At 43.2% G+C, this 26,426-nt stretch carries 20 protein-coding genes and 1 pseudogene; 10 read left to right on the plus strand and 11 right to left on the minus strand.

Features of this window, described 5'->3' with window-relative positions:
• Positions 1-106 precede the first annotated feature (106 nt).
• The 3 genes from PSU72_RS12625 to PSU72_RS12635 form a co-directional block, all read right to left on the minus strand.
• A complete protein-coding gene (locus PSU72_RS12625; RefSeq protein WP_300432951.1) occupies positions 107-700 on the minus strand; it encodes an FMN-binding protein in 594 nt (197 codons plus the stop codon).
• Positions 701-1,915 carry a porin gene (locus PSU72_RS12630; RefSeq protein ID WP_300432953.1) on the minus strand — a complete coding sequence of 405 codons (1,215 nt, stop codon included), beginning with the start codon at positions 1,913-1,915 and terminating at the stop codon, positions 701-703. It abuts the gene before it with no gap.
• 216 nt (positions 1,916-2,131) lie between these two features.
• Entirely contained in the window at positions 2,132-6,040 is a 3,909-nt protein-coding gene (locus PSU72_RS12635) for an EAL domain-containing protein (RefSeq protein ID WP_300432954.1), read from the minus strand.
• 384 nt (positions 6,041-6,424) lie between these two features.
• On the opposite strand from PSU72_RS12635, the gene uvrD reads away from it, so the two are divergent.
• Positions 6,425-8,623, plus strand: a complete 2,199-nt coding sequence (gene uvrD, locus PSU72_RS12640; RefSeq protein WP_300432956.1) for a DNA helicase II — start codon at positions 6,425-6,427, stop codon at positions 8,621-8,623.
• Between the two features lie 60 nt (positions 8,624-8,683).
• On the opposite strand, the gene PSU72_RS12645 is transcribed toward uvrD, so the two are convergent.
• From PSU72_RS12645 to PSU72_RS12660, 4 genes are all read right to left on the minus strand, one after another.
• Positions 8,684-9,421 carry a BPSS1780 family membrane protein gene (locus tag PSU72_RS12645; RefSeq protein ID WP_300432957.1) on the minus strand — a complete coding sequence of 246 codons (738 nt, stop codon included), beginning with the start codon at positions 9,419-9,421 and terminating at the stop codon, positions 8,684-8,686.
• 12 nt (positions 9,422-9,433) lie between these two features.
• Entirely contained in the window at positions 9,434-10,396 is a 963-nt protein-coding gene (gene thrB / locus PSU72_RS12650) for a homoserine kinase (protein WP_300432959.1), read from the minus strand.
• Positions 10,397-10,511: 115 nt separating this feature from the next.
• Positions 10,512-10,892 carry a DUF2782 domain-containing protein gene (locus PSU72_RS12655; protein ID WP_300432960.1) on the minus strand — a complete coding sequence of 127 codons (381 nt, stop codon included), beginning with the start codon at positions 10,890-10,892 and terminating at the stop codon, positions 10,512-10,514.
• 81 nt (positions 10,893-10,973) lie between these two features.
• Positions 10,974-11,702, minus strand: a complete 729-nt coding sequence (locus tag PSU72_RS12660) for a TIGR00730 family Rossman fold protein (RefSeq protein ID WP_300432962.1) — start codon at positions 11,700-11,702, stop codon at positions 10,974-10,976.
• A gap of 171 nt (positions 11,703-11,873) precedes the next feature.
• Between PSU72_RS12660 and polA the strand changes: the two genes are divergently transcribed.
• The gene (gene polA / locus PSU72_RS12665) at positions 11,874-14,660 is read left to right on the plus strand and encodes a DNA polymerase I (protein WP_300432964.1); all 2,787 of its coding nucleotides are present in this window, start codon (positions 11,874-11,876) and stop codon (positions 14,658-14,660) included.
• Positions 14,661-14,769: 109 nt separating this feature from the next.
• On the opposite strand, the gene PSU72_RS12670 is transcribed toward polA, so the two are convergent.
• Positions 14,770-15,504, minus strand: a complete 735-nt coding sequence (locus tag PSU72_RS12670) for a PEP-CTERM sorting domain-containing protein (protein WP_300432965.1) — start codon at positions 15,502-15,504, stop codon at positions 14,770-14,772.
• Positions 15,505-15,782: 278 nt separating this feature from the next.
• Positions 15,783-15,878, minus strand: a pseudogene (locus PSU72_RS12675) (PEP-CTERM sorting domain-containing protein); the annotation flags it as partial.
• Positions 15,879-16,240: 362 nt separating this feature from the next.
• On the opposite strand from PSU72_RS12675, the gene PSU72_RS12680 reads away from it, so the two are divergent.
• The 3 genes from PSU72_RS12680 (at position 16,241) to PSU72_RS12690 (ending at position 19,498) form a co-directional block, all read left to right on the plus strand.
• Positions 16,241-17,011, plus strand: a complete 771-nt coding sequence (locus PSU72_RS12680) for an FxDxF family PEP-CTERM protein (RefSeq protein ID WP_300432966.1) — start codon at positions 16,241-16,243, stop codon at positions 17,009-17,011.
• 34 nt (positions 17,012-17,045) lie between these two features.
• Entirely contained in the window at positions 17,046-18,584 is a 1,539-nt protein-coding gene (locus PSU72_RS12685) for an alkaline phosphatase (RefSeq protein ID WP_300432967.1), read from the plus strand.
• Between the two features lie 122 nt (positions 18,585-18,706).
• Positions 18,707-19,498: a hypothetical protein gene (locus tag PSU72_RS12690; RefSeq protein ID WP_300432968.1), complete on the plus strand. Its 792-nt coding sequence runs from the start codon at positions 18,707-18,709 to the stop codon at positions 19,496-19,498.
• 97 nt (positions 19,499-19,595) lie between these two features.
• Here the strand turns inward: PSU72_RS12690 and PSU72_RS12695 are convergent, their stop codons facing one another.
• Positions 19,596-20,783: a GGDEF domain-containing protein gene (locus tag PSU72_RS12695; RefSeq protein WP_300432970.1), complete on the minus strand. Its 1,188-nt coding sequence runs from the start codon at positions 20,781-20,783 to the stop codon at positions 19,596-19,598.
• Positions 20,784-20,990: 207 nt separating this feature from the next.
• Between PSU72_RS12695 and PSU72_RS12700 the strand changes: the two genes are divergently transcribed.
• Positions 20,991-21,734, plus strand: a complete 744-nt coding sequence (locus tag PSU72_RS12700) for a molybdopterin-binding protein (RefSeq protein WP_300432972.1) — start codon at positions 20,991-20,993, stop codon at positions 21,732-21,734.
• The gene (locus PSU72_RS12705) at positions 21,735-21,992 is read left to right on the plus strand and encodes a YkgJ family cysteine cluster protein (RefSeq protein WP_300432974.1); all 258 of its coding nucleotides are present in this window, start codon (positions 21,735-21,737) and stop codon (positions 21,990-21,992) included.
• Positions 21,993-22,024: 32 nt separating this feature from the next.
• Here PSU72_RS12705 and PSU72_RS12710 read toward each other — a convergent pair whose 3' ends face one another.
• The gene (locus tag PSU72_RS12710) at positions 22,025-23,365 is read right to left on the minus strand and encodes an MFS transporter (protein ID WP_300432976.1); all 1,341 of its coding nucleotides are present in this window, start codon (positions 23,363-23,365) and stop codon (positions 22,025-22,027) included.
• A gap of 110 nt (positions 23,366-23,475) precedes the next feature.
• Between PSU72_RS12710 and dusB the strand changes: the two genes are divergently transcribed.
• Genes dusB through purH form a run of 3 tightly spaced genes read left to right on the plus strand, consistent with a single transcriptional unit; the run spans position 23,476 to position 26,410 of the window.
• On the plus strand, positions 23,476-24,516 hold the full coding sequence (gene dusB, locus PSU72_RS12715) for a tRNA dihydrouridine synthase DusB (RefSeq protein WP_300432978.1): 1,041 nt from the start codon (positions 23,476-23,478) through the stop codon (positions 24,514-24,516).
• On the plus strand, positions 24,516-24,749 hold the full coding sequence (locus PSU72_RS12720) for a helix-turn-helix domain-containing protein (protein WP_300386733.1): 234 nt from the start codon (positions 24,516-24,518) through the stop codon (positions 24,747-24,749). Before dusB ends, PSU72_RS12720 begins: the two co-directional genes overlap by 1 nt.
• Before the next feature lie 53 nt (positions 24,750-24,802).
• Entirely contained in the window at positions 24,803-26,410 is a 1,608-nt protein-coding gene (purH, locus tag PSU72_RS12725) for a bifunctional phosphoribosylaminoimidazolecarboxamide formyltransferase/IMP cyclohydrolase (protein WP_300432980.1), read from the plus strand.
• The last annotated feature ends 16 nt before the right edge of the window (positions 26,411-26,426 follow it).

Consider the following 26,426-nt stretch of genomic DNA (forward strand, 5'->3'; position numbering starts at 1 on the left):
AAAAGATGGCGCTGGATGATGCAAACTAGCTTAGCAACAAAAAAACCTCGCTTAGGCGAGGTTTTTTACTAATCAAGTCAAGTAATAGCATTAACTTATGGTTGGTTTAATGTGAGTCAATCTGAACAGGCTCTGCGCGGCTGATATGGTCAAAATACAAGGCTAACCTCACCATGCGCCCCATTGCACGCACAGACAAAGTCGCACCAGAGATGCCATCAATACTTTTATCTAACTGATAGTCTTTTTGCAAATCCGCACCCTGGTATTGTTTTAAGAAGTTGGGATGACGCACTTCACCCCCACGACTTTCTCTATAGTCGAGCACCATGACTTGATTTAATTTACCTGACTGAATAACAATCCCTGCGGTTATTGGCTCTTCTTTGCCAATTTCCTCAAGTATCCATGCAGTTTTTAGGTTACTTTTCCAATAACGTATTCTCAATTGCTTAGGGGTATGACCTAAAATATTTTCCACCTGAACTGCAACATCTTTTGTTACCCAAAGCGTTTCCATTTTAGGCTGGCTAGCGCCAAAGGCAGTTTCCAAAAACTGTGTCGTCGTCAAATAAGGCTCGGCAGATAAGGCCATTGGCATTATCAAAAAGCTGGCGAATGCCAACCATTGATAACACCAACGCTTATTAGATAAGCGACCCAGGCCTAAGCGAACAAAATATTGAGCGTTATATTTCAATTAAAACATGTATCCCATACCAAGGTTAAGGCGCTTATTGCCACGATCTTCATCTTTCTTGTCGTAAGATTGGAAGTCAGCTTTTAATACCACTTGCGGTGTTGGCCAGAAGTTTGCACCAACAGTCCAAACTTTATTCTCACTACCATCAACACGTACACTGTTAAACGGCAAGCTTGCTTGTGTGTCATATGATTCATAACGTACAAATGGTGCAAAATCCATATCGCCAGATTTCCATACATGATATGCAGCTTCTGTAAACCAACCATAGAATGCGCTTGGTGCGCTCACTCCAGTAGCAGCTGTGATATCAGCAGCATCATTCAAATGACCACGCGCATACAGCGCACGTAAATCCCAGTTACCGGTTTGGTAGCGCGTATGAAGATCCCACAGAGTAAGACGTGCGTCACCTATACCTGGTTCATTTTGCCCTGTGTTACCAGTAAATACTGAACCACCGACTAATAATCCATTAATACCCGTATAGTTTAGCGCCGCTGAAAATGCTAAGTCCTCAGCGTCTGCAAGTTGACCTTCTTGATGTGCTGACTTGATACCAACAAGTGGATCATCAAATTTTCTAGCGCTAAATCCAGTAGTAATGCCTACTTGGTATTTTAGGCCGGGCAATGTTTCACCATACAGCGCCACACCAGCTTCACGCCATGTGGTTGGAATAATACGTGACTCAATTTGATTACGTTCTACGCCAAAAAAGGTAGGCGGTTCGTGTGTTTCATTAAGCAATCCTGCAGGGATTAAAAACAAGCCAACTTTTGCATTTACTTTATCGTTAAAGTGAAAATCAAGATAAGCCTGCTCTACTTCCGCTTCTCCGCTGTCATCTGCACTCGATACAGCATGCTCAATCTCGAATTCAGATTTAAAGCTCACCATATCGTTAAATTTATGACCAAAGAATAGTACGAATCGTTGCAAATCAATTTGGTCTTTAGCCGTTGCACCACCACTAAAGTTATTGTAGTTCAAATTACCATAGCCACCAATTGTAGTGTTATCTACAAAGCTTTGAATACCAGTCGATGCTTTGTTGGTTTTAGTTGCCGCAACCTGATCTTTAAGTGCTTCAATTTCCTGTTGTAACAACTCTATTTTATCTTCAATGCTGGTTGCTGCTGCGTTGCCTGCAAATAATGCTAATGCAATCGCTACACTCAACCTTTTATGATTCAATGATGCCAACATCATAATCTCCTTTAATTTAACGGATTAATCTTTCATTTAAACTTAACATTCTTGACAATATCAAAAATCATAATGATTCGCATTATATATTACCAGCTTTATTACAGCTAAATTTATAGGCGTAGTCACTTTTTTGTGTTCTGGGGTGGTAGTTAGCAGCGCAGCATGCGTGCAAAATGAGCCGCCATTTAGCGGTGGTTGCAAATTTTTTAGCGAGTGCTAAATATTATTTGTTTGTAAGGATTTTCTATAAACTTCAAAATCTTCAATAGGTAGTGGGCGGCTAAAGAAATAGCCCTGATATTCATAGCAACCATTATTTTCCAAGAAGTCTCGTTGCCCTTCAACTTCCACACCTTCGGCAATAACAGATAAACCTAAACTACTCGCTAGCGCAACGATAGTACGCACAATGACCGCATCGTTTTGATCACTCAACACATCACGCACAAAAGATTTATCAATTTTTAATTGATAAAGCGGCAATTGCTTTAAATAACTTAATGATGAGAATCCTGTGCCAAAGTCATCTAATGAGAATCGAATACCCGCAGCTTGCAGCAAGGTCATCTTGGCAATTACGTCATCCATATCATCCACCAGCATACTTTCTGTAAGCTCTAATTTTAATCTTTGCGGATTTACGTTTGTAACGCTTAACACGTCTAACACTTGCGCCACAAAATCTGGTTGATGAAACTGCCTGGCGCTGACGTTAATTGATAAATTTAGGTGCTCAGTTTCTGTGGATTCAGCCCAAGAAACAAGTTGTTTGCAGCCAGTTTCTAGCACCCATTTACCTAGCGGCAAGATAAGCCCTATTTCTTCAGCTAAGGGGATAAATTCTAGTGGAGAAACCATGCCTTGCAGCGGATGATTCCAGCGCACCAAAGCTTCGGCACCGGTGACTACGCCAGCCCGATCTACTTGGGGCTGGAAATGCAATACAAATTGATGACTGCCAATAGCATGGCGTAACGTTTCAACTAAGCTCGCCTTAATATCCACATTAGCTTGTATTTCTGGGTCAAAAAATCGTAAGCAATTTCTACCAGCAGATTTTGCTTGGTACATGGCAATGTCTGCACGCTTTAGCGCTTCGTCTGCCGTGTCATTTTTGCCGATAAATACCGCGGCACCTAGGCTAGGCGTGCTGTAATAGCCCTGCGGTACGATGTCGTATGGTTGATTAAGTGCTTGAATTATTTTAGCACCCACTACTTCCACTTGGTTTTTAGCTTCAAATGGAGCTGTATCAAGGTTTTCTAGCATCACTACAAACTCATCACCACCAAACCTTGCTACTGTATCGCATTCTCTTAAACAGCCCTGCAAGCGTAATGCCACATGTTTTAACAGAGCATCACCCATATCATGTCCCAGCGTGTCATTTAAGGTTTTAAAGTTATCTAAATCAATAAATATTAATGCGCCGTAGCATTCACTTCTGGCACTACTGAGTAAAGCGCGTTCTAGGCGATCTAGCAGTAATCTTCGATTTGGCAACTGTGTTAATACATCATAAAAAGCCAGTTGTTTAATGGCATCTTCAGCAGTTTTTTGTTGAGTAATATCTTGAAATGCGCCCACTAAGCGCACAATTTTACCGTTTTCATAAATGGCATTACCCTGCGCCCGCACCCATTTATGATTATTTTTGGCGGTAATGATTTCCAACTCTACATCCCAAGGCACTCCATTTTCAATTGCATTATTAACCACTGTAGTAATAATTGGCCTAGATTCCGGCGTATAAAAATTAATGGCTTTAGTAATTTCTGGCACATAATCATCGGCCACTTCATGAATGCGTTTGATACCTTCTGACCAGTAAATACCCATGGTGGCTAGGTTAAGCTCCCAGCCGCCCACTTTCGCCATATTATTGGTTCTACGCAGTAATTCCGCATTAGAGTTCGCTAATAACTCCGTTGCCTTGCGCTTAGAAATATCCATGTGTGTGCCCAGCACCCTGATTGGCGTACCATCAGCATTGCGCTCCATCACTCGACCATGATCGTAAACCCAAACCCAGCTACCATCTTGATGCTGCATTCTAAATTCTAATGACAATTCAGCGGTTTCACCTTTGAAATGTGCCTCTATGCTAGCTAATACCTCATCTTTTTCATCAGGATGCAACAACTTCACAAAAGCATCCACGGACTGCTCAATATCAGATAATTCATAACCTAGCATTTCAGCCCAACGTGCATTATAAAAAACTTTACCTGTTGGTACATCTAAATCCCATAAGCCAAGATTGGCGCCTTTAAGCGCTAAGTCAAATCGTTCATTACCCTTAGTAATTTGCTCAGAAAGGTTATGGCGTCGGACAAGACTCACAACCCAACGAGAAAGCAAATGTAAAAAATCAATCTCGGTCTTATCAAACCCATTAAAGTGCGCCTGATAAGACTGGAACAGCAAGCCATAGCGCTCATCATCCACCAAAAGTGGCAGACCAATAAATGATTCAAATCCCATAAGCGAGTAGCATCGATGGTTAGCGTATTGAGAGTTTTTCATCTGCTCAACAAACATAATGTCGTCTGTGCGAAATAGTAATGAACAATAAGTATCGACAAATGGATACTCTAGTCCGTCGTATATAGTATCGGCTGGCGAGCTTTGCACATCAATCTTACAGCTATCGTCTTGAACCTTGCATAATATGCCAAACTCCATGCCTAAATACTTGGCTGCTACGGCAAGCGCCTCCCTTAACTGCTCTTTATAATGCGCATATATTGTTTGAGATGAAATATCATTAAGCGCTTGCATGGCCTCACGCTGGCGCCGCAGCTTTGACTCAATATTCTTACGTTCAGTAATGTCATGCGCCATGCCTAGCGTACCAATAAGATTGCCAGCACTATCCTTAATACCTGTTTTGGTCACCTCAAACAAGCCGTAGTAGCCGTCATTAAAAGTGAGCCACTCTTCAGTAATGAGTGGGAAATCCTGACTAGCGGCTTTTTTATCGTGGAGCCTAAAAAAATCGGCCGATTCTCTATCAAAAAAATCATAATCGGTTTTGCCAATCACATCGGGCTTATCACTACATAAAAATCGCTCAAAAGAACGGTTGCAGCGTAAAAATTCGCCTTCCATATTTTTCATCCACACTAAATCAGGAATAGCTTCCAGAGAGGCTTCCAGCTGACTTGTGGCAGTAAATACAGCGTGTTCATGGCGTTTACGCTCGCTAATATCACTGGCAATACCAATAAACCCAATAATATTATCTTGCTCATCATGCATTGCAGAAACAGCCAACCTAACAGGCACTTTAGTGCCATTTTTGTGGGTATAACTCCACTCATGAATATCCGCCATACCTAAACGAGCCTTGAATACCAACGCATCAAAACTTGGTGCTATTGTTTGGTTAAACTCAAGGCTCAAATCAGCCGCTCTTGCTAACACTTCATCATGGTCATGAAAAATGATGGGAGTATGGATGCCAATTAAATCTACTTGCTTGTAACCTAACAAATTTTCCGCGGCTTGATTAAAAGTAAGAATAACGCCATCGGGCGTGGTTGAAATAATGCTATCTGCGGCAGAGGCTAATAATGCACTTTTAAAAACAGCTTTCTTATTCACCTCGTCAGAAAGCCATAATAGTTGTTTTGAAGCTATTCTAGCTTCGAGTAAACGCATGACTTGCCTAGCAAGAACGGCTAAGGTGTCGCGCTGCTTTGAAGTGAGCGTATGTGGAGTACTGTCAATTACACACAGAGTGCCGAGCGCCAAACCATCATTGGTGACAATTGGCATACCTGCATAAAAGCGAATATCTGGTGCACCAGTGACTAAAGGGTTATCTGCAAACCGTCCATCATCCAGCGCGTTTGAAACTTCAAATAAACTATTTTGATGGATAGCGTGACCACAAAACGAAATGTCTCGTGGGGTTTCAGTGGCATCTAAGCCAATGCTACTTTTAAACCACTGCCGGTCTCCATCGATAAGAGAAATCAGGGCGATTGGTACTTCACAAATTTGGGATGCGAGCAGTGTAATATCATCGAACTCTTGTTCGCTCACTGTATCTAGTACCTCATACCTTGCTAATGCTGAAAGTCGCGCTGACTCATTTACTGGAATTGCAGGTTTTAGCAAAGCAAACCCCTTTTATAATCGACTAATCGGAACCTAATATCATATCCAAAGCCTAGTGAAACAAATGGCTAATGAACTTTAGTTTTATTGGCTTATTTATAGAATTAATTTAGGGGCGGTGCTAAATAATTTATAAAGTTAACTTATAAAATAACAAAAAAAGCCCCGACTCAAAGGGGTTAGAGTCGGGGCGAAATGCCTTATTGTCTAAGGCTTCCGCTCAGGGAGGAAAGAAGCGGAAAGACAACTAAAATTTAATTTAGCTATCATGTAAGTTAAGACGGCATTATTTGGCTTTAGTTCTCGATTTTTTGTAACATTCTGTATCGCTTTGTAAGCAGATTACTTCCAAAATATTAACTCATCCCATGCGATAATATAGCCATGGAAAAAGAATCTACACTACTCACTGGCCTCAATAATAAACAGCTAGAGGCTGTTACCTTACCACAACAGTCCGCGTTAATTTTAGCAGGTGCGGGCAGCGGAAAAACGCGTGTTCTCACCGCTCGTATCGCATGGTTAATTCAAACTGGGCAAGTTTCACCCACAGGTTTATTAGCTGTAACGTTCACCAACAAAGCCGCTAAAGAGATGCTCGCGCGTATTACGGCATCATTGCCAATCAATACACGTGGCATGTGGGTTGGGACATTCCACGGGCTGTGTAATCGCTTATTGCGTGCTCACCACCGCGAGGCTGGTCTTCCTGCAAGCTTTCAGATTTTAGACATTTCAGATCAGCTCTCTGTGATTAAACGTTTGATGAAACTCATGAATGTGGATGATGAAAAGTTTCCACCTAAGCAAGTGCAGAACTTTATCAATGGCTGTAAAGACGAAGGTTTACGCGCGCATGCAGTAGAAGCCTACGATCCGCATTCCACCAAAATGCGTGAGATTTTTGATGAGTACGACAAGCAATGTCAACGCGATGGCGTGGCTGACTTTGCTGAGTTGCTATTGCGTTGCTACGAGTTACTGGAACGCGACGCCAATATTCGCGGCCATTACCAAAGCCGCTTTAAATATATCTTAGTGGACGAGTTTCAAGATACCAATCGCCTGCAATATATGTGGCTAAAACTGCTGGCTGGTGAAGACAACTGCATGTTCGCGGTGGGCGATGATGACCAATCCATCTATGGCTTCCGTGGTGCGCGCGTGGGTAATATGCGTGATTTTGAAAAAGACTTTAAAGTACAGAATGTAGTGAAGTTAGAAGAAAACTATCGCTCACACAGCAACATTCTGGATGCCGCCAACGCGATTATTTCGCACAACAACAATCGCTTAGGTAAGAACTTATGGACTAGCGCAGGTGCGGGTGAGCCCGTGCGCGTGTACGATGCTTATAACGATACCGATGAAGCGCAATTCATTGTTGATGAAATTAAAATGCTGCATTGCGAAGGGACATCATTAGGTGAGATTGCCCTGCTCTATCGCTCCAATGCGCAGTCGCGCATTTTAGAACAAGCACTGTTTAACGCCAACTTGCCTTATCGTGTGTATGGCGGTTTACGCTTTTTTGAGCGTGCCGAAATTAAGCATGCACTTGCTTACATGCGTTTAATTGCGAACGCTAATGATGACACAGCGTTGTTGCGTGTCATTAATTTCCCAACACGCGGCATTGGTGCGCGCAGCCTAGAACAGTTACAAGAAGTTGCTCGCGCAGAAAACTGTAGCATCTGGCAAGCTGCCATTAACAAGGTCGGTAAAGGTAAGCTTGGCGGAAAAGGCATAGAAGGCTTTGTCGCCCTGATTAGGCAGATGGTAGACAATGCTTATGGCATTAGTCTGCGTGAGTTGACTGAGTTGGCTATTACCATGTCTGGTTTAGTCGCCCATTATGAAAACGACAAAGAAGGCGAAGACCGCATAGAAAACTTGAAAGAGTTGGTGACAGCTGCCGTATCGTTTACCAACCGAGATTTTGGCAACCACAACAATGTGGATGGCGAAACCGAACAAGATTTACTCACACAATTTCTAAGCCATGCCAGCCTAGAAGCTGGTGAGCACCAAGCAGATGTCGGGCGCGAAGCCTTGCAGTTGATGACAGTGCACGCATCCAAAGGCTTGGAGTTTAAAGCAGTCTTTATCAGCGGTTTAGAAGAAGGCTTATGCCCGCATGAGCAAAGCTTATTTGAAAATGCAGGCTTAGAAGAAGAACGCCGCTTGATGTATGTTGCGGTAACCCGCGCCAGACAGAGACTTTACTTAAGCCACGCACAAAGTCGCATGTTGCACGGTAAAGTACGTTACGGTATTCCTTCACGCTTTTTAGATGAAATTCCAGAAGAGTTACTCAAGCGCTTAAACAGTAAACCTGTCGCAAGATCTGGAAGTAACCGCGACTACAGCGAACTGCCAGCCATGATGAGCAAGCAACAAAGTAGTAACCAGAAAAACGCGATGCCGTGGAAAATTGGCCAGCAAGTCGCGCATACTAAGTTTGGTAATGGTGTGGTTGTGAGTTACGAAGGCAACGCAAATGATATGCGCGTACAGGTGAATTTTGGTCGTGAAGGCTTGAAATGGTTAGCGCTGGAGTTTGCTAAGCTTACGCCGATTTAGTACCAATTCAGCACCAATCTAGCGATTACTTAACACGCCATTAAATTGGAATGGCGTGTTTTAATCAGCTGATTCTGTGATGTTAAAAACATCCACGTAACTAGTATACAAACTGGTCATCATTACAGGCACAGCAACGATTAAGCCTAAACCAAACGGAATAATCGCAACTACTAATATCACCATAAAAATCAAACCGTAAAGCAAAAACGGTAGCATGTTTTTTAGGCAGGCGACAAAGCTTAACTTCATCGCATCCAATACCGCTAGGTTATGTAAGCCAATCAGTACAGGCGCATACCAGTAAGCCATCAATACCGGCAGAATAAACAGCATAGCAATTAGAATCGGCAACATCATGGCATTGGCTTGCGCAGGGCTAACCTCTTGACCTTTCATTAACAACTCAATGGTCTCTTTATCTAGTGTTAGAACCACCATCACCATAATCACTAGCAAGCTCAACATATAAACTCCGCCTACAGAAATCAGCTGCGCAGTATTTTTCTTAAAGCCTTCAAATAAATGATTGATTTCCAAATCTTGTTTTAGCACGAGTGCTTTACAGCCCCACATCATACCTGCGGCAAAGACAGGAGCTAACAATGTGGTGACCACAGAGCCAATCACTGGGATGAATGAGATAGGGATAATAATCGCTAAATAAATCAGCAAAATCACAATCCACATCACTGGGTTGGCTTTAAATAAATTAAAGCCGCTCACAATCCAAACCCAAGCGTTGCCTGCTGGAACTTGTCGGCTTTGTAAAGTTGTACTGATTGAGTTTTCTGTCATGATATGTTTTCTCTATATTGACTCAGCTAAATGAGTGCGTAATTTCAAGATTCTTTGAAAATGGTTAGGGTCTTTTGCATGTGTCAACTCACCCGCTTGCGGATAGATTTGATCATACAAACGTGACAACCAAAAACGTAATGCGGCGATGCGTAATAAGGCTGGCCATGCTGCGTGCTCGGCTGCCGTAAATGGTCTAACTGCTTGATAAGCATTGAGCATAGCCTCTAGCCTCGGCGTATCTAAACTACCATCGGCATTCACACACCAATCATTGACTGCAATCGCCAAATCGTATGCCAGCACATCGTGGCAAGCATAATAAAAATCAATCAAACCGCCGATTTCATTGCCATCAAACAATACATTATCACGGAACAAATCTGCGTGAATCACGCCCATAGGCAATTGGCTTGTATCAAATTCAGCTTGAAACGCTAAAGTCTCTTTTAATAACTGTTGATCTGTCGTTGATAAATGTGGCAACACTTGTGCAGCAGTTTTAACGCGCCAATCCATACCGCGCTGATTATGACTATCGTGCTGCGGGAATTCCGCTTCAAAAGACTGTCCAGCAATATGCATTCTTGCCAATACTGCGCCAACTGCGGCGCATTGCAATACGTTTGGCGTTTCAACATCCCAACCGTTCAAACAACTAATTAAGGCTGCCGGTTTACCATTAAGCATATGTAAACTATTGCCAGATTTGTCTGCAATTGGCTTAGGGCAAGGAATATCGTGTGCCGCAAGGTGGCTCATCAAGTCGATAAAATACGGTAGCTCTTCTAATGCATTGTGTTCAAACAGGGTCAGTACAAACTTATTTTGAATGCCATTATGTTGAGTCGTCACAAAATAATTTGTGTTAGTAATGCCAGATGAAATACCTTTTAGCTCTACAAGTTCGCCTATCGCGTAATCTTGCAGCCAAGTTTGTAATTGTGGAATGCTGACCGAGGTAAATACTGACATAAATTAGAGTATGGATTTGAGGGTTATAAAATTATTAATAGGTAGCTAGACATTGGGAATGTTAAATAAATAAAGAGGGCGATATACCCTCTTATTTTTTATAGTAGTGATTTCATTAGAACCTAAAAATCGTCCACTTAGGAATACTTAAAGGCTGACTTGGGCCATCGTTCACCCAACCGCCATTTTGATCTTCTTTATGCATGTAATAAGGTACGCCGTGCGCGGGCGTAATTTTCATCATGTAAAGCTGACCGTTAATGCGATACTCTTCAATGGTCTCACCTTTTTTCTTGATGATAGTGATCTGTGGCTCGTCGGCATTATCTTCGTTAGTCATCGCAGGTGGTGGAATATCTTCTAATGGCTGCAAATCTGCAGGTGGTGTTTTGGCTTTCGATATTTCCGCAGCAGCCAATGACGGCAGTTGCGCCACACCCAACACTAGCAAAAATGCTACATTTTTCCAGATAATACTCTTAGAGATCTTACGCATGGCCTGACACCTATTCTTCAAAATTGAATCGAAACCTGATGTGTTGATTTTAGCAAATTACACACCAATATAACGCATTTACTATAAATAAAGCTGCACGCGCTCTTCATCCGCAGACAATTTAAATCCACGTGTTTCATAATGTTTGAATATCGCCTCGACGACCGCTTTGGGCTCATCAATCACTTGGATTAAATCTAAATCATCAGCCGAAATCATTTTTTCATCGACTAAAGTCGTTTTAATCCAATCCACCAAGCCACGCCAGAATACCTCACCTACCAAAATAATCGGCATTTTCAAGCTCTTGCCAGTTTGCACTAAGGTAATGGCCTCCATTACTTCATCTAGCGTGCCAAAGCCGCCTGGCATCACCACATAAGCGCTGGCATACTTTACAAACATCACTTTACGCATGAAAAAATGCTTAAAATTCTGGCTAATATCTTGATAGGAATTACCCGTTTGCTCATGAGGCAACTCAATATTCAGGCCGATGCTGGGCGACTTGCCGGCGAACGCACCTTTGTTAGCAGCCTCCATAATGCCCGGGCCGCCGCCTGAAATCACGCTAAAACCCGCGTCACTTAGCAAGCGTGCAATTTCTTCAGTAAGCTTGTAATAAGGATGGTCAACCGGCGTACGCGCGCTACCAAAAATTGAAACCGCTGGGGTAATTTCTTTCAGGCGCTCCGTAGCATCCACGAATTCTGCCATAATCTCGAATGCATGCCATGACTCATGGCCAGTTTGATGTTGCCCACGTACGTCCGGATCGGCAAGTTTTGGAATTTTTTTTGTAATCGACATAATCTAACTTTCTTAATTTCGCCTTCTTAGTTTTATTTTTTACCTTAAAAATTCAAAGGTTTAAGTGAGGCTAGGCGCAAAACTTTTTTAAGACGAGCCGCATATGTATTATTATGCAAGCGGCTTTAAAAAGTTGGCAACAACGCATCACGACAACCTTTGGATTTTTATATGAAAACTTTGTTATTAGTTGATGGTTCATCTTACCTGTATCGTGCTTTTCACGCTATGCCTGACTTACGAAATAGCCAAAATGAGCCCACCGGTGCAATACAAGGTGTGCTCAATATGTTGCGCCGTTTACACAAAGATTACCCTAGTGATTATAGTGCCTGCGTTTTTGATGCCAAAGGCAAAACTTTTCGTGATGATATTTATGCAGAATACAAAGCGAATCGCGCCAGCATGCCTGATGATTTACGTTTGCAAATTGAGCCGCTGCATGAAGCGATTAAAGCCATGGGTTGGCCGCTTATTGTGGAATCTGGGGTAGAGGCGGATGACGTGATTGGCGCATTGGCGAAACAAGCAGAGCGCGAAGGCATTAGAACGATTATTTCAACTGGCGATAAAGATATTTCACAGCTGGTGAATGAACACATCACCGTGGTAAACACTATGCGCGATGCCTTTAGACGTACCGATGACGTACTAGATATTGCTGGCGTTGAAAATAAATTCGGCATTCCGCCTAGCCTAATGGTTGATTACCTAGTGTTGATTGGCGATACATCGGACAACGTGCCCGGCGTCGAAAAAGTCGGCCCAAAAACCGCTGTTAAATGGTTAAAAGAATATGGCTCATTAGATAACATCGTCGCCAATGCCGATAAAATCACAGGTAAAGTGGGTGAAAATCTACGCGCTGCGCTGGGTTGGTTGCCGACTGCACGCGAACTTATCACTATTCGCTGCGATGTGGGCATACAAGAGAATTTAAGCGACCTTTCTCCGCAAGCCATTGATAAAGCCAAACTTGCTGAACTATTTGACCGCTTTGAATTTAAAAGCTGGCGCCGTGAACTTGAAAACATGCAAGATAATGCGCCCGTGCCTACTTCAGGCAACGTGACTGCAAAATTTCCAACTTCGCAAATTCAGCCTATGCAAACTGCGGATATGTTTGCAGTCACACAATTTACAGCTGACACCAGCCGCAACTTTGAGACCATTTTAACAAATGAGCAACTAGGCAGTTGGCTGGCAAAACTACAAACTGCCAAATTGATGTGCTTCGATACCGAGACCACCTCACTAGATCCAATGACGGCTAAAATCGTCGGTATGTCCTTTAGCGTAGAAGCTGGTTGCGCAGCTTACTTACCACTTAAACATGATTATTTTGATGCGCCAGAGCAATTAGATTTTGCTGAAACGCTAGCGAAAATTAAGCCTATTTTAGAAAATCCAGACATTAAAAAAGTCGGACAAAATTTTAAATATGATCAACATGTTTTAGCTAATCACGGCATAGCGCTCAATGGCATTGCGCATGACACCATGCTTGAATCTTACGTATTTGAATCGCACAAAACCCATGGCATGGATGCACTCGCCGAACGCCATTTAGGCATACAAACCATCTCATTTGAAGAAGTCGCAGGCAAGGGCGCAAAACAAGTCACGTTTAACCAAGTGACGGTAGAAGTAGCAAGCGAATACGCCGCAGAAGATGCCGATATTACGCTGCAATTACACCAAGCCATGTACCCACAAATCAGTACAGATGCGAAGCTAGATTTTATTTATAGCCAAATTGAAATGCCAAGCTCGCAGATTTTATTCACCATAGAGCGTAATGGCGTGCTGATAGACCGCGACATGCTGAATATTCAAAGTAATGAAATTGGCGCAAAACTGGTGGCGTTAGAAAACCAAGCCTACGAGCTTGCTGGGCAGCCTTTTAACTTAGGCTCGCCTAAACAACTGCAAGAGATTTTGTTTGATAAGCTTGGCATTAAACCGACCAAAAAAACGCCATCTGGCGCCCCTAGTACCGATGAGGACGTATTGCAAGAGCTCGCCTTAGATCACCCGCTACCCAAAGTGTTATTGGAATATCGCGGCTTGGCAAAACTCAAATCCACCTACACCGATAAACTGCCAAAAATGATTAACGCGCAAACAGGTCGCGTGCATACCAGCTATAACCAAGCGGTGGCGATTACTGGCAGACTAGCGAGTTCAGACCCGAACTTGCAGAACATTCCTGTGCGCTCGGCAGAAGGCCGCCGTATTCGCGAAGCATTTATTGCGCCAAAAGGCAGCCATATTGTTTCTGCCGATTACTCACAAATCGAACTGCGCATCATGGCGCATCTATCTAAAGATGAAGGCATGCTAACCGCCTTCGCCAAGAATGAAGATATTCACCGCCACACAGCAGCCGAAATTTTTGGCGTAGAACGCGAAAACGTAGACAGCGAGCAGCGCCGATACGCCAAAGTCATTAACTTTGGTTTGATATATGGCATGAGCGCATTCGGCCTAGCGCAAAACCTCAACATAGAGCGCGGCGCTGCGGCGAGCTATATAGAACGCTACTTCGCCCGCTACCCCGGCGTGCGCGAATACATGCAAAACACCCGAGAAATCGCCAAACAAAAGGGCTATGTAGAAACCTACTTCGGCCGCAGATTATGGGTACCAGAAATCAACAGCCCTAATGGCACCAGAAGAGCCGGCGCTGAACGTGCTGCCATCAACGCGCCGATGCAAGGCACTGCGGCGGACTTGATTAAACTAGCGATGATTGCCGTAGATAAATGGTTGCGAGATGAAAAACTACAGACAAAACTCATCATGCAAGTACACGATGAATTGGTGCTAGAAGTGCCAGACAGTGAGCTTGAATTAGTAAAACAAAGACTGCCAGAGTTAATGCAGAATGTGGCTAAGTTGGATGTGCCCTTATTAGCTGAGGTTGGGGTTGGTAGTAATTGGGAAAGTGCGCATTAAGTAATTAACTCTAAATGCATACAATACAAAAAGCCCATTCGATGAATGGGCTTTTTGTACTTACATGCATGCGTAACTTAGCTGATTAACAGCTTAACCAGTCCTAGAGCTATGCAGATTTACGACGACGAGCAACACATCCGATTAAACCCAAACCAGCTAACAACAAAGCATAAGTTTCTGGCTCAGGAACTGCTGATACACTCACGAGTGTAAAATCTGACTGCGGGTTTGCACCGTGCGGTATATCAAATGACAAACCTATAACACGTTGATTACCAAATGCGTTGTTAATACTCCAGACACCACCATCTGCACTTACATTTGAAAACGACCCTAAGCCAGTCCAAATTGCTGTTGTAGCGCCGGTCGCTGTAAATTGATAGCTAGCTGAACCACCACCAAAGAAAGTCGCGGTAATTTGCGCTGTTTCATTAAAACCAGAAGGACCTGCAATAGAGACCAATGAACCCAAAGTTAGGTTAGTAATGTAGATACCATTAGAGAAAGTTGCACTAATAGATTCAGCATGGTCAATCTCTTTACTGCCATTCGCACGTCCACCTACACCAGCTCCAGTAATACCATCCACAGTGCTATAGGCAAATGCGCCGTTATTTGAATTACCTACATTGGCTGTAAATGTAGTAGCGATATCACCAAGAAAAGTAGTTGAATAAGAATGATTACCTGCACCAAAGTTATCAGCGTAAATAGTGTTGAAGGTATTTGCTGTTGGCGTGAAAGCCGGCACTATTACTGCTGGTGCTTTTGCATTGGCTAACACTGATGTACTTACTAGTACGGCCAATAAAGCAACTTGTATTAATTGACGCATTTTCATAATTGTCTCTATATTTTAATATTGAATAACTGATTCAGTTAGATAAAGCTTGATGCTTAACTTTAGTTTTGTGCGCGCATCATACTTAATTAAATCGATTCAACAATAGCCCATTAGTACTAACGGATTAAGTATGCTGAGCTTGAACCCACACATAGCTGACCTTGCAATACTCCACCGCGTGGGCAAACAAGTTGCCCACCCTACCAATCCAGCTAGTTACCAAAAGCAAAACGGGAGCCGAAGCCCCCGTCATCATCACCAAACTTAGACTTTAATTAAGCCTGACCTTCTTTTCTACGTCGCGCCATATAACCCATGAAGCCCAACCCAGCTAAGAACATGGCGTAAGTTTCTGGCTCTGGAACTGGAGATTTAACTTGTTCTAACGAGCCGACAGTGAAATTATCAAATACAAAAGCATCGCTTCCATTAAATGCAGCAACTGGATTACTAAATGTTAGGCTCAACTCGCCTCTGGTTTCGTAGCTCGATGAAAGATATTCACCGCCTAATGCATTAAGATCAATAAAAGCTAATGTTACAAATCTAAACTTCCCCCATACGCCAAAAGTACTATAAAAATCTGTGGCTAAGTAATTTCTCTGTCATTTATGGCATGCATCATAGGCACTGCTAATACCTCAATGTCGTTCACTGTTACTCGTATCGTGCTTGGTTATTTATAGATATTTAATGGGACGGCATTTATTCAATAAGTGCGTTTGGAGAATTTATGATTAAGATTAAGAAAATTCCTGCAGCTTTGATGCTGTTAGGTTTAAGTGCAGCTTCACTACCCTCATTCTCTGCTGAGTTAATACAAAACGGCGGTTTTGAATCAAATGGCGCTGATGTGTATAGCATCAACTCATGGAACACTGCAGAAGACGGTATTTTAGGATCTGTTTTGGTAGAAAACGATACGGTGACTGATGCAAGTGGTCGCAACACGGTTGGCGCGGCTAGCGGCAATTATTATGGCTTGTTAGATTCTGCTGCGCCAAGCAACCAAGCTTTATATCAAACATTTAGTACGGGCGCTGTAAGCTCGGCAACGCTTACATTTCAAATGTTTGTCAACAATCAAAGTGCTAATGGAACGCAAATCAATGCTTCTGGACTCGATTACACTACAGGCGGTAGTTTTGACTCAAATCAGCACGTACGTGTTGATTTGTTAAGTGCTGGCGCTAACGTATTTTCAACCAACAGTGCCGACATCTTGCAAAGTTTGTATTTGGGCGGCTCAAACGGTAACAGTGTGATTGGTGGTGATATTGCCAATCCATATCTAAGTTACTCATTCAATCTATCAAACACGCTTGCTGCAGGCGGATCTTACACACTGCGTTTTTCTAGCGTGACAAATGAAGGACAAATGCAATTGGGTATCGACAACGTTAGCTTGTCTGTCACTCCGGTGCCTGAACCTGACACTTATGCCATGTTGCTATCTGGCCTTGGTTTAATGGGTTTTGTCGCGCGTCGCCGTACTAAAGCTTAATACCAATTACAATATATTTAAGGGAGCAATACCAATGAAACAATTAACTTTAAAGGCAACAACGCTTGCCGTGATGATGACTTTTGCCACACCATTTGCTTTTGCCGAAGATGCAAACACTTGGTTAAATGATGGCGCTGCTTCACTTGCCGCAGCTAAAAAATTAGTACCAAACGTTAAGCGCGCTAAAAACGTGATTTTATTTGTAGGCGACGGTATGGGTATTTCTACCATTACTGCAGCGCGTATTTTTGAAGGTCAGCAAAAAGGTTTAGATGGCGAGCGCAACAAATTAGCCTTTGAAAAACTACCTTATGTGGCTTTATCAAAAACCTACTCTGCTAACCAACAAACGTCTGATTCCGCACCAACCATGACGGCAATTGTTTCTGGCGTAAAAACCAATGATGGTGAGTTATCTATCAATCAATCTGTTGTGCGTTCAGAGCCAAGCAATGTTGTGATTCAAGCCAATAAAGTAGCCACTATTCTTGAGCAAGCAGAAATCAGTGGCCGCTCAACTGGCGTTGTGACAACAGCACGTTTGACTCATGCAACACCAGCTGCAACCTATGCACACACGTCTAACCGTGATTGGGAAGCAAATGCTAACTTACCTGCTGCCGCAGTTACTGGTGGCGTTAAAGACATTGCAGCACAAATGATTGATAACTTTGGTGCAGGTGCTATTGGTGATGGTTTAGAGGTAGCATTAGGTGGTGGTCGTACTTACTACCTACCAAACACTGCGTTTGACCCAGAATATACAACGACTAAGGGTCGCCGTACCGATGGGCGTAATCTAACGACTGAATTTACGACTAAATTCGGTGGTGAATATGTTTGGAATAAAGCGCAGTTTGAAGCAATTAACCCAGCAACAACTACCAAATTACTAGGTTTGTTTGAGCCTTCACATATGCAATATGATTTTGATCGTCCAGCGGATACTGCTGGCGAGCCATCATTAGCAGAGATGACGGATAAAGCCATTGATGTATTAAAAAACAATCCAAAAGGTTACTTCTTAATGGTTGAAGGCGGTCGTATTGACCATGCCTCTCATGCAGGCAACGCTTATCGCACATTAAGCGATGCGGTGGCTTTTTCAGATGCGGTTAAAAAGGCTTTAGAGAAAGTGGATTTAAACGATACATTAGTGATTGTAACGGCTGACCATAGCCATACATTAACCATTGCAGGTTACCCTAAACGCGGCAACCCAATTTTAGGTAAAGTGGTTTCACCAGGTAAAACTACACCAGATTTAGCCACTGATGGTAAACCGTACACGACTATTGGTTTTGCCAACGGTGTAGGTTATTACCAAGATCAAGCGGGTGACGCAGTGTATAACCAAACAGCTCGCGCTGGCCGCATTGAAGATATGACTGCGGTTAATACTGAAGACCCTAACTTCCATCAAGAAGTAACCGTGCCTTTGCAAGGTGGCGAAACTCACGCGGGTGAAGATGTTGCGATTTTTGCAGGTGGTCCAAAAGCTTACTTGATGCAAGGTGTTCAAGAGCAAAGTTATATCTACCAAGTAATGAAAGATGCATTTGGTTTTTAATTAAATTGAGTTTATAAAATGTAATCAATTAGGGTGGCTTGCGATGCAAGTCACCTTTTTCTATTCTCTGGTTTCTATTGCCTAAATAGTATGGCTAGATGAGCATCACCTAAGGAAAAAGTATGACCGTGTTATTGAAAAATGTGAGTAATTTATTAGGCACCTTAGTGCTATTAGTCAGCACTGTAGCCTACGCAGAAACTAAGTCTTTGCCTGCATTAGATGCCAAGTTTGAAACAGTACAATGTGCAACACCATGTAAAAAAGCCGTTAAGCGCGATTGGTGGTTAATGCGTCAATCTGAACAAGTAGAATTGCGCGATTTAGACAGTAAAACTGGTCAACTATCTACTGGAAAATTAGCCAAACGAGGCGAGATTTGGCGACATAGCCCAGATGGGAAAACAGGCTATTTATTTTTAATGCATGAAGATAAACGTGCGATTGAATATCTGTTTGATGACCTTAGAGTATTGGGCATCAATGCTGATGAAAATCAATGGCAAGTGACTTCTCAACTTATCTCAGACACTGAGCTTGCACGACTGAAGAAATCAAGCGGCAAACCAGTCAATTATGCTGGATATTCTGCTGAAAGCTATACAGGGACAATCCACGCAGGCACAGTGAATGACGCAAAAGTAAAACTACTTTGGTTACCGGAGCTGCATATTCCAGTGAAAATTGAATATACCTACCCAAAGAGTAAAGTCACTATTCAACTACGTCAATTGAACGCAACAGGCAAAGTGCTGACGGCTAAAGAACAAGCGCCCAAAACCACTGAAGAGGTATTAAATAGTTACCAACAAGTGTATTACACCGACATTGGCGATATGGAACAAAACGATGATGCTAAAGAGTGGCTAGCTAAGGCACAAGGCGCGCCTGGCTTACATGCGCATCATCATTAATAACTCTAGTACTTATTAATGAAGTAAGTTGCCTTGCTTGGGGCTGCAGATACTTAATTTGCAGCTCTTTTAAGTGATTTTTTAAATGGCGTTTTAACTAGAGTTTTAATTGATTACTGACTGAGCCATTAGGCGCACTTACAGCCTCTTGCATTCTAAAATCAAAATGGCGCACGACATTACGCCCCGCTTTTTTTGCCTGATACATGGCAATATCTGCATGTTTAAGCAACTCCTCATGTGAGCTACCATGCTCGCCAAATAGCGCTATGCCAATGCTAGGGGTGCTGTTATGTTCAAGGGTATTGAGCATATAGGGAATATTCAGCGTTTCTATGATTAAGTCTGCCACCTTCCCTGCCTGCTTAGTCGCTTCGCCCACATCCTCACTTAAATCTTCTAGCATCACAACAAACTCATCGCCACCTAAACGCGCAACGGTGTCGCTTTCGCGTACGCAACTTAGCAAGCGTTCCGCCACTTTTTTAAGAAGTAAATCACCCATATCATGTCCCAGCGTATCGTTGAGCATTTTAAAGTAGTCTAAATCTAAAAACAGCAAAGCGCCTCGCCTACCCGAGCGAGCACTCACAGTTAAAGCCTGCTCAAGCCGATCAAGCAGTAATCGACGATTCGGCAAGTTGGTCAGCTGATCGTAAAAAGCCAGTTGTTTAATTTCATCTTCACGCTCTACAGCGTCATGGCGCAGCTTAATGTTTTCCAAAAAATTACGATTAATATTTCGAATACTCAGCAGCATAAACACTAGAAACAAAATACCAGAGATTGCCATAGTGAATGCTATTTCCTCCTTTTCAAGCAGCAAGCGTATCAACATTGGTGTCAATAACATCATGGTGAATGAAACCGCACTCACAAGATCAACAGAATAAGAAACAATAGCGCCAGAAACTAGCCCGGTAAGAACAAAAATGATAAACATTTGGTGCTGCAAGTCATTGTGAGGGTAAATTAACACACTCGCCCCCCCCCAAACTAAGCCACTCACCATCACACCAACACGAAACTGTGCTAATCGCCTTTGTGTGACTTTAATCTCATGAGAAACATGATGTTGGTGATGGTTGGTAATCAAATAACGAATAAGGTTAATCACCAGAATGACAGAAAGCCAAGCTATCACCAAGTGCCGCGGCAATGAGTTGCGCTCTACATACGCAAGGATGATTGCAACGAAAGCACTAGTAACAAGCGTTCTCTTATTAGCAGCAAAAAGTTGCTCTAATAACGAGTGCTGAATTGTTATTGTTTTTAAATGATTCATTTAGCGTAACCTTCACAAATAACATTACTCTTAATTGTTAATAAACTGTAAAGATTAAAGTTATTATGTGACATAAAGCCCGCCAGCTCAAGCACTTAATCAGTGAACCACACGCTTAAAATCTTGCGATGGACCTTTAAATAAGCATTAAAGCCACTTAATTACGCGCTAAAATAGCGATCAACTCAATTACTACCAACGCAAAACATGAACCCTACTATTGGTATTTACATTATTGGCGATGAAATTCTTTCTGGTAAACGCCAAGATAAACACCTGACCAAAGTAATTGAACTGCTTACAGCAAGGGGCTTGCAGCTTGCTTGGGCGAATTACTTAGGTGATATTCCAGAACAAATTACCAGTTCGCTCAAAGCCAGTATGGCACAAGGTGATATTGTGTTTAGCTTTGGCGGCATAGGCGCCACGCCTGATGACTTTACGAGGCAATGTGCAGCAGACGCGGCTGGCGTGTCTATTGAACGTCACGCTGGTGCAGTAACAGAAATTGAAGCGCAATATGGTGAAAGCGCTTATCCCAAACGCGTGCTGATGGCAGACTTTCCAAAAGGTTGTGATTTAATTCCCAACCCAATCAATCGCGTCGCTGGCTTTAGTATTCATCAACATTACTTTGTACCCGGTTTTCCCGAAATGGCGCACCCTATGGTGGAGTGGGTATTAGAGACTTATTACTCACATTTATTTCATACACAAAATTATGTGGAAGATTCCATTTTAGTAAGCGAAGCTGGCGAGAGTGATTTAATTGATTTAATGAACCATATGCTGTCGCAATACCCCATGTTGAAGCTATTTAGCTTGCCCAAAAGCAACCAGCGCAGAACCACTGAATTAGGAATGAAAGGCGAATCTGAGCAAGTAAAACTTGCAATGGATGCTCTAAAATCAGGCGTCACTGCGCTGGGCTACCCTTGGGCAAATATATAAATGGAATGCAGAGCTAGCTGTGGCGCATGTTGCACTGCGCCATCCATTAATAGCCCAATTCCAGGTATGCCTAAGGGCAAACCTGCTGGCGTGCGATGCATACAGCTTGATATTGAAAACCGCTGTATGATTTTTGGCCAGCCTGAACGCCCTGCATTTTGTGCGAGTTTGCAACCAAGTTTAGAAATGTGTGGGAATGACCGTGAGCAAGCCATGATTTGGCTGACTAATTTGGAAGTGCTCACTAAACCAAACTAGCTCACTTTTTAATATTATTAAAATTGACTTGTCTAAATTCCTGCATCCTTAGTTTCCTTCATCAACATCACTGCAACAAAGCTCACTAAAGCCATCGTTGAAACATAATAACCAACCCAAGCTAAACCACCTTTATCTACCAACAACTGCGAGATAAAAGGCGCAGTAGAAGCCCCTAAAATTCCACCTAAATTGTAAGACAAACCAGCACCTGTATAACGCACAGCTACTGGAAACTGCTCTGGCAAAAAAGCGCCCATCGGCGCAAAGGTCGCGCCCATTAAGAGTAAGGCGATGGACAAAAATAAGGTAATCAAAACATTTGAGCCACTAGCCATTAAAGGACTAAGTGCAAAACCTGCTAATACCGCTAAAAAACAGCTTACTAACAATACTGGCTTACGCCCGAATTTATCACTCAAACTTGCTGAAACTGGCGTGATTACTGCCATGAATAGCACAGCAATACATAACATTTGTAAAAAATCGGCACGTGCAATATTGAGTGTTTTAGTGCCATAACTTAGGCAAAATACGGTAGCGGTATAAAACAAGTTATAGCAAACGGTCATCGCCAACGCACCAAGCAATACAGGGCGCCAATGCTGACCCAATAAAGATTTGATAGGCGTTTTAAGTGTTTGGTGTTGTTGTAGAGCCTTAGCAAAAGCGGGTGTTTCAGCCAATTTAAAACGCACATATAAGCCAACCAAAACCAACAAAGCACTAGCGAAAAACGGAATACGCCAGCCCCACGCCTTAAAGGCATCGTCAGATAAATATAGCGTTAAAGCCAGAAAACTTAATGTTGCCAGCAAAAAACCTATCGAAGGGCCGAGCTGTGGAAACATGCCAAACCAGCCACGCTTGCCTGCTGGTGCGCTTTCCGTGGCTAACAATGCCGCACCACCCCATTCACCACCCAAACCTAAACCTTGTCCAAATCTTAACAAACACAGCAGCACGGCAGCCCAAGTGCCTAAAGTTTCATAGCCAGGCAAACAACCAATCAACAAAGTAGAAATACCCATCACCAATAATGAAGCGGCTAAGGTCGCTTTGCGTCCGATACGGTCACCAAAGTGACCGAAAACAATGGCACCTAACGGTCTTGCAATAAAGGCAATACCGAATGTTAAAAAAGCGTTCAAAGCTTGCGCAGCAGGATCGCTTGCTGGGAAAAATACTTGCCCAATCACCAATGCTGACGCCATGGCGTAAATATAGAAGTCATAAAACTCAATAGCCGTACCAATAAAGCTGGCAAAGGCAATGTGTGTGGTTGATGGACTGCTGACGGGCAAATTTTGATTGTTCAAAGTGCGGCTTTCAAGTGGCTTATTGTGCGGCTTGTTGCGTATATGCATCAGCATTATACAAACTTAGCATCATTCGAAAAATTTAAGTTTTCTGAGACCTCATTTGCGTATAAAATAGGCAGTTCGCTCTAAACAATTCAAAATTGCTAAAAAACCAAATATAAATGCAAATAGGCTCACACATTTTAAAGAATAACCTGATCGTTGCCCCTATGGCGGGTGTGACGGACAGACCTTTCCGCCAGTTATGTAAAAAGATGGGGGCGGGGTTGGCTGTGAGCGAAATGGTAACGTCAAACTCACTGCTTTACGGTAGCGAAAAAACGTTACGCCGAGCCAATCACGAAGGTGAAGTTGACCCGATTTCAGTACAAATTGCTGGCTCAGACCCGCAAATGATGGCGGAAGCGGCGCGTCACAACGTAGATAATGGCGCGCAGATTATTGATATTAATATGGGCTGCCCTGCTAAAAAAATCTGTAATGTAATGGCGGGTTCTGCCTTGCTTAAAGATGAGCCGCTGGTTGCACAAATTTTAAGAGCAGTCGTGAATGCCGTTGATGTGCCAGTCACATTGAAAATTCGTACGGGATGGGATAAAAACAACCGCAACGCTGTGCAAATTGCCAAAATGGCGGAAGATTTAGGCGTTCAGGCCTTAGCCATGCATGGTCGTACGCGCGCATGCTTATACACTGGTGATGCTGAATATGACACGATTGCCGCTGTGAAACAGGCCATTAAAATCCCACTTATTGCCAACGGCGATATTACCACCCCAGAAAAAGCTAAATTCGTATTGGACTACACAGGCGCAGATGCCGTGATGATAGGTCGTGCCGCACAAGGCAGACCCTGGATTTTCCGCGAAATTGAGCACTTCATCAAAACTGGTGAACATTTACCGCCACCTGAAGTAACTGAAATTCGCACCGTGATGTTGGCGCATCTACACGATCTATATGATTTTTATGGCGAACTGACTGGCATGCGCATGGCGCGCAAGCATATCTCTTGGTACACCAAGGGTTTAAAAGACTCAGCGAACTTCCGCCATAACATGAACACACTGCAAACTATAGATTTGCAGCTTGCCGCGATTGATGAGTTCTTTGATCATCTGCAAAGTCGCGATCACCGTTTGCAATACGACGACTCTACAGACGACACTAACTCCAATAATCTAGTTCTTAAGGTGGCATAATGAATCCGTGCGAACTCGCTAACAGCGTAACATTATCATTAGATCAATACTTTAAAGACCTTGATGGTGAGCCGCCGCACGCCTTATACGACATGGTATTGTCATGCATTGAAAAGCCATTGCTTGAATACACATTGCAATACGCTGGCGGCAATCAAAGCAAAACGGCAGAAATACTAGGCTTAAATCGCAACACCCTGCGTAAGAAAATGCAGCAATACAAAATCGAATAAGCTGCACAAAACACCCAACTTCAAATAAACACTTTCTTCTCTAGAGCTTTCAAATGGCAACTATTAAACGTGCGCTTATCAGCGTTTCAGACAAATCAGGTATTTTAGAATTAGCACAGGCTTTAACTAAATTAAACGTAGAAATCTTATCGACTGGTGGCACTGCAAAACTATTCCGCGATAATCAAATTCCTGTGATTGAAGTCAGTGATTACACTGGTTTTACTGAAATGTTAGATGGCCGCGTAAAAACGCTACATCCTAAAGTGCATGGCGGTATTTTAGGTCGCCGCGACTTGCCTGAACATGTAGCCGCGATGAAAGAAGCCAACATTCCGAATATCGATATGGTGGTAGTCAATCTGTACCCGTTTGAAGCCACTGTTGCAAAGCCAAACTGCACACTTGAAGATGCCATTGAAAATATCGACATCGGCGGTCCGGCCATGGTGCGTTCTGCCGCTAAAAACTGGAAAGACGTTGCAGTATTAACCGATGCAAGCCAGTATGCAAATGTCGTGAGTGAGCTAAAAAGCACTGGCGGCGCACTGGCAGAGGCGACAACTTTTGCACTATCAGTCGCGGCATTTAACCGCGTGTCGCAATATGATGCTGCCATTAGCAACTACTTATCTGCAATTGACTACGCCGCCAGCATGGCGAGCAACCAGCCTGTCACTCACCAGTTTCCTGCACAAAGCAACACTAACTTTGTCAAAGTGCAAGACTTGCGCTACGGCGAAAACCCGCATCAACAAGCGGCTTTTTACCGTGACTTATACCCAGCACCAGGCTCACTGGTGACTGCGCAACAGTTGCAAGGTAAAGAATTAAGCTTTAACAATATTGCGGATGGCGATGCTGCTTGGGAAGCTGTAAAAAGCTTTGACACTTCCGCTTGCGTCATCGTAAAACATGCCAACCCATGTGGCGTTGCGCTTGGTGCAACAGCTTTAGATGCATATTCAAAAGCATTCCAAACAGATCCAAGCAGTGCTTTTGGCGGCATCATCGCTTTCAATACAACCGTGGATAAAGCTGCCGCAGAAGCTGTCAGTAAACAGTTTGTTGAAGTGTTGATTGCACCAGATTACACCGCAGAAGCATTGGCAATTTTTGCTGCAAAAGCGAACGTACGCGTACTTAAAATTGCATTGCCAACAGGCGGAACAACGCCATGGGGACAAGGTCGCAACTCACATGAGAGCAAACGTGTGGGTTCTGGCATCCTCATCCAAACTGCCGACAATCACGAAATCAGCCAATCTGATTTAAAAGTCATCAGCAAAAAACAAGCAACACCACAACAAATGGCCGATATGCTATTTGCTTGGCGCGTGGCGAAGTATGTGAAATCAAACGCGATTGTATTCTGTGGTAACGAAATGACGCTAGGCGTTGGCGCAGGACAAATGAGCCGCATAGACAGCACGAAGATTGCCATTATTAAAGCGCAGAATGCAGGTTTAAGCTTGCAAAATTCAGTGGTCGCTTCTGATGCATTCTTCCCGTTCCGCGATGGTATTGATGCGCTGGCGGAAGCTGGTGCAAGCTGCGTGATTCATCCAGGTGGCAGTATGCGTGATGAAGAAGTGATTGCCGCAGCCGATGAACACGGCTTAGTAATGGTAGTGACAGGCATTCGTCATTTCAGACACTAATAGCAAATAAACATTT

Origin of the sequence: Methylotenera sp., assembly GCF_029945535.1 — a bacterium.
GTDB lineage: Bacteria > Pseudomonadota > Gammaproteobacteria > Burkholderiales > Methylophilaceae > Methylotenera.